At 63.9% G+C, this 7,998-nt stretch carries 6 protein-coding genes; all 6 read right to left on the bottom strand.

Annotated elements, in window-relative coordinates; genetic code table 11:
• Positions 1 to 27: 27 nt before the first annotated feature.
• Positions 28 to 1,686 (bottom strand): bifunctional uroporphyrinogen-III C-methyltransferase/uroporphyrinogen-III synthase, encoded by a 1,659-nt coding sequence (locus tag F0Q45_RS05460; RefSeq protein WP_188112800.1) that lies wholly within the window; start codon positions 1,684 to 1,686, stop codon positions 28 to 30.
• 20 nt (positions 1,687 to 1,706) lie between these two features.
• Positions 1,707 to 2,657, bottom strand: a complete 951-nt coding sequence (gene hemC, locus F0Q45_RS05455; RefSeq protein ID WP_149652974.1) for a hydroxymethylbilane synthase — start codon at positions 2,655 to 2,657, stop codon at positions 1,707 to 1,709.
• 9 nt (positions 2,658 to 2,666) lie between these two features.
• Entirely contained in the window at positions 2,667 to 4,076 is a 1,410-nt protein-coding gene (locus F0Q45_RS05450; RefSeq protein ID WP_149652968.1) for a glutamyl-tRNA reductase, read from the bottom strand.
• Between the two features lie 109 nt (positions 4,077 to 4,185).
• Positions 4,186 to 4,464, bottom strand: coding sequence for a glutaredoxin family protein (locus F0Q45_RS05445; RefSeq protein ID WP_149652967.1), 279 nt, complete (start codon positions 4,462 to 4,464; stop codon positions 4,186 to 4,188).
• A gap of 4 nt (positions 4,465 to 4,468) precedes the next feature.
• A complete protein-coding gene (locus F0Q45_RS05440) occupies positions 4,469 to 7,384 on the bottom strand; it encodes an MMPL/RND family transporter (RefSeq protein WP_149652966.1) in 2,916 nt (971 codons plus the stop codon).
• A complete protein-coding gene (locus F0Q45_RS05435) occupies positions 7,381 to 7,824 on the bottom strand; it encodes an MmpS family protein (protein WP_262490879.1) in 444 nt (147 codons plus the stop codon). The genes F0Q45_RS05440 and F0Q45_RS05435 overlap by 4 nt, the downstream gene beginning before the upstream one ends.
• Between the last annotated feature and the right edge of the window lie 174 nt (positions 7,825 to 7,998).

Here is a 7,998-nt window from a genome sequence, read left to right as displayed (position 1 = left end):
TCGCCACGGTCGCGCTTGCGATCGCCACTAGCGTCGGCGGCTCTTCTTGCGCGGCGGGGGCAGCGCGCCTTCGGCGCGCAATCGGGCAGCATGTTCGGCCAACGCGTCGACCAGCGGGCCCACCGCGGCCGTCTCCGGCTGAACATCCACCCGAAGGCCGAACTCGGCGGCAGTCTCGGCGGTCTTGGGGCCGATGCAGGCAATAATCGTTCGCGCGTGCGGCTTGCCGGCAATGCCGACCAGGTTGCGCACGGTCGAGCTGGAGGTGAAGCAGACCGCGTCGAATCCGCCCGTTTTGATCATTTCGCGGGTGGACGCTGGCGGCGGCGCGGCCCGCACGGTCCGGTAGGCGGTCACGTCTTCGATCTCCCAACCGCGCTCGCGCAGTCCCTCGGCCAGCGTTTCGGTGGCAATGTCGGCCCGCGGCAGCAGCACTCGGTTAACGGGGTCGAACACGCTGTCATAGGGCGGGAATTCGTCCAGCAGACCGAGCGAAGACTGTTCGCCCGCCGGCACCAGCTCGGGACTGATCCCGAAGGCACGGACGCGGTCCGCTGTCGACTCGCCGACGCAGGCGATCTTCACCCCGGAGAACGCGCGGGCGTCCAAGCCAAATTCGCCGAATTTCTCCCACACCGCGCGCACCGCATTGGTGGAGGTGAACACCACCCACTGGAAGCGGCCGTCGACCAGGCCTTTGACGGCGCGTTCCATCTGCGCGGGGCTGCGCGGGGGCTCGACGGCAATGGTCGGCACCTCGACGGGCAGCGCTCCATACGACGTCAGCCGCTCGCTCATCTCGCCGGCCTGGTCTTTGGTGCGCGGCACCAGCACGGTCCAGCCGTACAGGGCCCGGCTCTCCCACCAGTTCAGCTTGGCCCGGTTGCTCACGGTCTTACCGATGGTCACCACCAGCGGTCCAGGCGACGGCCCGGCCGGGTCGGCGCCACCCAGAACGGTCGGATCGGTCAAACCCTGGAGCGTGGTTTCGACCGAACGCTGCTGGCAGGTGGTGCCGTGCGCAGTCACCACGCACGGCGTGGTCCCGGCTAGCTCGTGCTCGACCAGCGTCCGGGCGGCCTCGGCCAGATGCGACGCGGTGGCCTGCAGGATCAGCGGGCCGGGTGCCGCGGCTAGTGCCTCCCAATCCACGTCGCCGCGCACGTCGGCAACAGTGTAGGAGGAGCCCAGCGGCAGACCCGCATAGGTCGGGACTGCGCTGGTGGCGGCCAGCCCCGGCACGATCTCGACGTGCAGGTGGGTGCGCGCGACGGCGGTGAGCTCGGTGATGACCGCGTCCACGGACAGCGGGTCACCAGCCACCAGCCGCACCACGTCGACACCGGAGCGTGCCTGGGCGGTCAGAGTCTTGGCGACCTCGGCGGGATCACCGAGCGCCGGGCGAATATCGGGGCCGCTCGACACCCCCGCCGACGGCGGCTGACCGGCTGCTGTGGGAGCGGGTTCGGCGGTCTCCCCCGCCGGGGCGGCGGGCACCGGGCCGGAAACGGGTGGCAGGTCCTTGCCGATCAGCGCCAGCACGGCCGCTGGCACATCGGGGTCGGTAAACACCAGGGCGGCGTTCGCCAGCACTGTGGCAGCCCGTGTGGTCAATAGACCTGGGTCGCCGGGACCAGCGCCCACAAAAGTGATGCGGCCCGGATTCGGCTTCCGCCCTCGCGTCATCATTGTCGCTCCCACGTCACTCACTCAACTTCCTGGCGCGGGTCGTGCCGCGCTCCCCACACCAACTCCGCAGCGCCCAGTTCGAACAACTCCGCGGCGACCGAGAGACCTAGCTCCCAGGCCCGGGCGGAACTGCCGACGCCGGATGCGCGGATCACGTCGGATCCGTCCAGCGCCGCCACGCAGCCGCGTAGCGACAGCTCTTCGAAGACCCGTCCCTCCTCGTCGATGGAATCGACCACCTCAGCGATCGCACCCACCGGCGCGGAGCAACCGGCCTCCAGTTTCGCGAGCAGGGCACGCTCGGCGGTGACCGCCGCTCGGGTGTCGGCGTCGTCCAATTCCGCCATCACCGCTGCCAACCCACGGTCAGCAGCACGGCATTCGATCGCGAGCGCACCTTGAGCAGGCGCTGGCAACATTTGCACCGGCTCCAACGTCTCAGTGACGTCGTCGAGACGGCCCAGCCGGGCCAAACCGGCCCGGGCCACCACGATGGCGTCAAGATCACCACTACATACCCTGTTCAACCTGGTATCTAGGTTGCCTCGTAGGGGTCGGATTTCCAAACCGAGACCCAATGCTCTAAGCTGCGCGGCCCGCCGCGGTGAGGAGGTTCCCACCAGCGATCCCGCCGGCAACTCCGCAAGCACCAACCCGTCACGCGCTACCACTGCGTCGCGGGGGTCGTTCCGAGGCGGTATCGCGGCAATCGTGAACCTCGGGTCTGGGGCGGTTGGCAGATCTTTGTGCGAGTGCACTGCCGCATCGACGCGGCCCGCTGCGATGGCCTCCCGCAGCGCAGTGGTGAAGACGCCCACCCCCAGACTCTGGATCGGCGCAGACGATCGGTCACCCGCGGTGCTGATGGTCACCAATGTGGCGGGGTGGCCGTTGGCGATCAAGGCGTCTCTCACGGTCGCGGCCTGGGTGGTGGCCAGCAAACTGCCCCGGGTACCTATCCGGATCACGTGCGCCAATCAGCACTCGGTAGCCGGGTCGGGGATGCCCGGCACGACACCGGCACCCTGCTGGCGCGCCGCGGCATCGAACCCGCTGGACAGTAGCGGCAATTCTGCTGCGGTTGCGACAGCGTCGACAGCGGTTTGATCCAGTTCGAAGAGCTCGCGCAGCGCCTCGGCGTAGCTGTCCCCGCCCGGAGCACTGGCCAGCTGCTTGATTCGCACGGTGGGTGCGTGCAGCAGCTTGTCCACTACCCGCCGCACCGTGCGGGCCACCTCTTCGCGCTCGGCGCTTTCCAGCCCGGGCAGCCGGTTGTCCAGACGCAGCAACTCTGCCTCCACCACCTCGGCGGCGCGCTGACGCAGCGCTGTCACCGTCGGAGTGACCTCGGCCATCCGCTGCCCCAGCAGGTAGGCGGCAACTTCGGCGGCGACGATGTGGCGGGCCGCATCGACGTCGGCGGCGCTGGCGTGCGCGGACGGTTCGCGTTGGACGCGGTCCACATCGACGACCCAGACTCCCGGCAGACCGGCCACCGCCGGATCGACGTCACGCGGCATCCCCAGATCGCAGAAGACCAGCGGTTGAGTGTCTTCGTCGCGGCGCACGTGAGCCAGCGCGTGGTGCACATCGGCCAGCGAAACCACCGGACTCACCGCGCCGGTACAACTGACCACCACGTCGGCATCCGACAACGCGTCGGCCAGCCGGTCCAGGGTCAGCACTTGGGCTCGCACACCCGAATGACGGATCTTGGCGGCAAGTCGTTGCGCCCGGGCCAACGACCGGTTGAGCACATGAATTTCCCCGATACCGGCCCGAGTCAGGTGCGCGGACGCCAGGGCACCCATCGCCCCGGCGCCAACCACCGCAGCGGTCTTGCCGGCCAACCCCCCCAGCTGGCGTTCTGCGATGGCGAGGGCAACCGACACCACGGAGGCGCCAGCAGCGTCGATTCCGGTTTCCGAGTGCACCCGCTTACCCACCGACAGCGCCCGCTGGGCCAGCTCATGCAGCACCCGGCCAACGGTGCGGTTGGCCTCGGCGGCGGCATACGAGCGGCGGACCTGGCCAAGTACCTGTTGCTCGCCGACCACGGCAGAGTCCAGACCGCTGGCCACGGCGAACAAGTGCTCAACGGCGGCCTCGCTGTAGCGGACGTAGGCGTGTTTGGTCAGATCGCCCATCGACATGCCGGAGTGCTCCGACAGCACCTGCCCGATCACCGATAGGCCGCCGTGAAACGCCTCGACCACCGCATAGACCTCGACGCGGTTACACGTGGACAGCACCATGGCCTCGGTGACCAGCGGTGACTGCAGCACCCTGTCGACGATCTTGATCTGATCGCATTCGTCGATGCTGAGTTGTTCCAGGACCGAAACCGGCGCACTGCGATGCGAAACCCCGAAGAGCAGGATGCTCACCGCAGCACCACCTGGCCCGCTCCCTCGCGTCTTAGAAAGTGAACTGCTGTCTACGGTAGACGCTTGTCAGGTGGCCTACCAAATAATCGGCCGACCTGTCAGGACCTTCTCAGCGGCCTAGATCAGCGCGCAGCCGCGCTTCGTCGACTTCCCAGTAACTGTGCTCGCTCCCATTGAGCAAGATCACTGGCAGCCGGTCCCCGTATTCGGCCCGCAGCTCGGGATGGCCGGCCGACGCCGCGGCGTCCACGTCGGTGCTGACCAGATCGAAGCCCAGTTCGCCGGCCAGTTCAGCTAGCTGCGCATACACCCGCAGACAGATGGCGCAGCCGTCGCGAGTCAACAGCTCCACCCGGTGGGGCCTAGGCCGAGGCGGCGACTGTGTCATGGGCCTAGGGTACGAAAGTGCCGCGCCGATCCAGCGCTGGCGAGTTTTTCTCGGGAGGCAGCAGTAGGGCACGAACCAAGCGGCGGGGCCCGAAGGGCCGCAGCATGTGACTGGCTGGGCGCGGGCGCACCCGTTGCGGCCACCAGAACCAGCGTCCGAGCAGCGCGGCAATGGAGGGCGTCATAAACGAGCGCACGATTAGCGTGTCGAACAACAAGCCCAAGCCGATCGTGGTGCCGATCTGCCCGATAATCCGCAAATCGCTGAAGACAAAAAGTGACATGGTCACCGCGAAAACCATGCCGGCCGCCGTCACCACCCCGCCGGTGCCGGCCATCGCGCGAATGATTCCCGTGTTCAAACCGGCACCAATTTCCTCTTTGAGCCGTGAGACCAGCAACAGGTTGTAGTCCGATCCCACGGCCAACAACAGGATCACCGACATCGCCAACACCAACCAGTACAGCTCGATGCCCAGAATGTCCTGCCAGACCAGCACAGAAAGACCGAAAGAAGCGCCCATCGACAGCAGCACCGTCCCCACGATCACCACGGCGGCTACCACACTTCGGGTAACGATCATCATGATGATCAGGATCAGGCTAAGCGCCGCGACCCCTGCGATCAGCAGATCGTAGAGGGCGCCCACTTGAATGTCTTTGAACGTCGCGGCAGTGCCACCCAGGTAAATCGCGGCACCCTGCAAAGGGGTCCCCTTTATTGCCTCCTTCGCCGCCTGCCTGATCGGCTCCACCCGAGAAATACCCTCCGGTGTCGCGGGATCTCCCTCGAGGGAGATGATAAAGCGAGCCGCCTTGCCGTCGGGAGACAAAAACATCTTCAGACCACGCTGAAAATCCGGATTGTCAAAAGCCGACTTCGGAAGATAAAACGAGTCGTCAACCTGGGCCTCGTCGAAGGCCCGGCCCATTTCGCCGGGATCCGCAGGATTGGAGTCGGACTGCCGATAGAGGCCGGTCAGTGTGCTGTGCCAGATCAGCAGCATCTCGCGCATAAATTTCATCGTGGCTAACATCGGCGGCATCTGCGCCCGCATCTCCGGCAACAGCACGGTGAGAATATCTAGATCTTTGCCCAGGTATTCCAATTTTTCGCTCAACTGGTCGATATTATCGACTATGTCGAAGAGCGATCGAATCGACCAACAGAGAGGGACATCATAACAATGCTTTTCCCAGTAGAAATAACTGCGAATCGGCCGGAACACGTCTTCGAAGTCGGCAATGTGATCTCTTACTGAATTGGTGATGTTCGACACGTCGTGGGTCAAGCGGTCTATGTCGTCAGTGTTGGCAACGATCTCACCCATAAGTTCATACATGCGCTGCATCGTGTCGATGGCCACTTGCATCGCCTGCGCCTGCAGCAGCATATCGTTCAGCCGGTCTTTCATGAATTTCGAGTTCTCGACATTAGATACGTTCTGCATGCTGATGACGAAGGGTATCGAAGCATGCTTCATCGATGTCCCCAGGGGTCTCGTTATCGCCTTGACCTGGGCAACCCCGGGACTGTGGAAGATAGCTTTGGCCACCTTGTCCAGCACCAGCATGTCCACCGGGGTACGCATATCGTGATCGGCCTCGATCAACAGCACCTCGGGGTTGAGCCGAGCCTGCGAAAAATGGCGTCCGGCGGCGGTATCCCCAACATTGGACGGCATACTGGCCGGCATGAATTTGCGCAGATCGTAGGTCGTCTTGTAACTGGGCAAGGCCAACAGGCCAACAAACGCAACCACGCAGGTGGCCGCGAGAACCGGCGCGGGCCAACGAACAATCGCCGTTCCCACTCGACGCCAACGCCGCGTATTAATCCTGCGCTTGGGGTCGAAAAATTTGAAAAAGCTGCCGACCGTCAGCACAGCCGGGCCCAGTGTCAGCGCGGCCAGGACCGCCACGAACATGCCTATCGCGCATGGCGGGCCGAGCGTCTTGAAGTACGGCAGCCGAGCAAAGCTGAGGCAGTACATAGCGCCGGCAATGGTCAACCCGGAGCCCAAGATTACGTGCGCGGTCCCATGAAACATGGTGTAGAACGCAGTTTCGCGATCTTCGCCGGCGTAGCGTGCCTCATGGTAACGCCCCAGCATGAATATCGCGTAGTCCGTGCTGGCGGCGATCGCCATGAGTACGAGCAGGTTGGTCGCGAAGGTGGAAAGGCTCAGAACGTTGTGGTGGCCGAGAAAGGCGACGATGCCGCGGATTGCGCCCAGGTCGATTCCGACCATGATCAGGACGAGAATCGCAGTAACGATAGAGCGGTAGATGAACAGTAACATCACTGCAATCACCAGAGTGGTGATCACAGTGACCTTGGCAATACTTTTGTCTCCGGCCTCGGATTGATCGGCGTTGAGCGCTGACGGGCCGGTGACATAGGTCTTGATCCCACTCGGTGGCGGTGTGGTGTCGACGATATTCCGCACGGCGTGGACCGAGTTGTATGCTTCCGTTTCATTGTTGCCGACGAGATAGACGACCACATAGGCAGCTTTATCATCGGCACTTTGCGATCCCGCCGCCGTCAACGGGTCTCCCCAGAAGTCCTGGATGTGCGCGACATGCCGAGTATCAGCCGAAAGTTTTTGCAATAGCTTGTCATAAAAGTGGTGCGCGTCATCACCGAGTTGCTGGCGACCTTCCAGCACAATCGTCACCGCATTGTCGGAATCGAACTCATTGAATACCTGACCAACGCGCTTTATCGCTTCGATCGACGGGGCATCGCTAGGGCTCATCGATACCGAGTGCGCCTTGCCCACTACTTCCAGTTGCGGCACCGCGAGATTGACGATGGCGGTCAACGCCAGCCAAAAGAGCACGATCACGATCGCAAACCCACGGATCATGCGCGGCAGTAACGGCCGAGCGGCAGTAGGTTCGTCTTTTTCGCTCATCCGGATGTCACCTGGCAGAAGGCGAGGGCTCTTGGTCCGGCGGCAATCTTTTCGTCCTTGACTGCGTCGTTCACGAGGATCCGGCAGCCGATCGTGTCGCCGCTACTCTGCGCCATCACGTTGACGCTGACCGCGGGCAGCGTCGTGGTGACCGTTTGCGACCACGGGAGCGGCGTGCTGTCGATTCGTTGCACCCTGGCCTCGGGGTCCAATAGGGCGATCTTGGCGGTCGGGGCAGGGCCAAAGACTTCATAAGTCACTCGCTTCGGGTTGAACTGCGGCACATCGTCATCGGCTTTGACCTTGACAACGGGATGCTCGTGAACGCCGAAGATGCGGTGCAGCCGATAGATACCGAGCCCTGCGACAACGGCCACGGCGACGACGGCGAGCAGCAACCACATCCGCTTGACAATTCTGGTAACCGGAATCATTCTCACCTCGTGTCAGCCACCGGGTCACAATTTTGCCTGCTCGATCCGGTGCTCCGGCCACGGCCCGGAACCGGTACCTCGGAAGCCTCCACAGCGGTAATCGGATTTCTCGCCCGCTAGCAGCGTAGACGCTAACCGCCGGCCTACTGGATGCATTTCGGATTTCGCGTAAACGTCGTT

The sequence above is a fragment of the Mycobacterium simiae genome, from assembly GCF_008370645.1.
Lineage (GTDB): Bacteria > Actinomycetota > Actinomycetes > Mycobacteriales > Mycobacteriaceae > Mycobacterium > Mycobacterium simiae_A.
The sequence above is the reverse complement of the archived record's forward strand: the minus strand, read 5'-3'. Positions and strand labels throughout refer to the sequence as shown.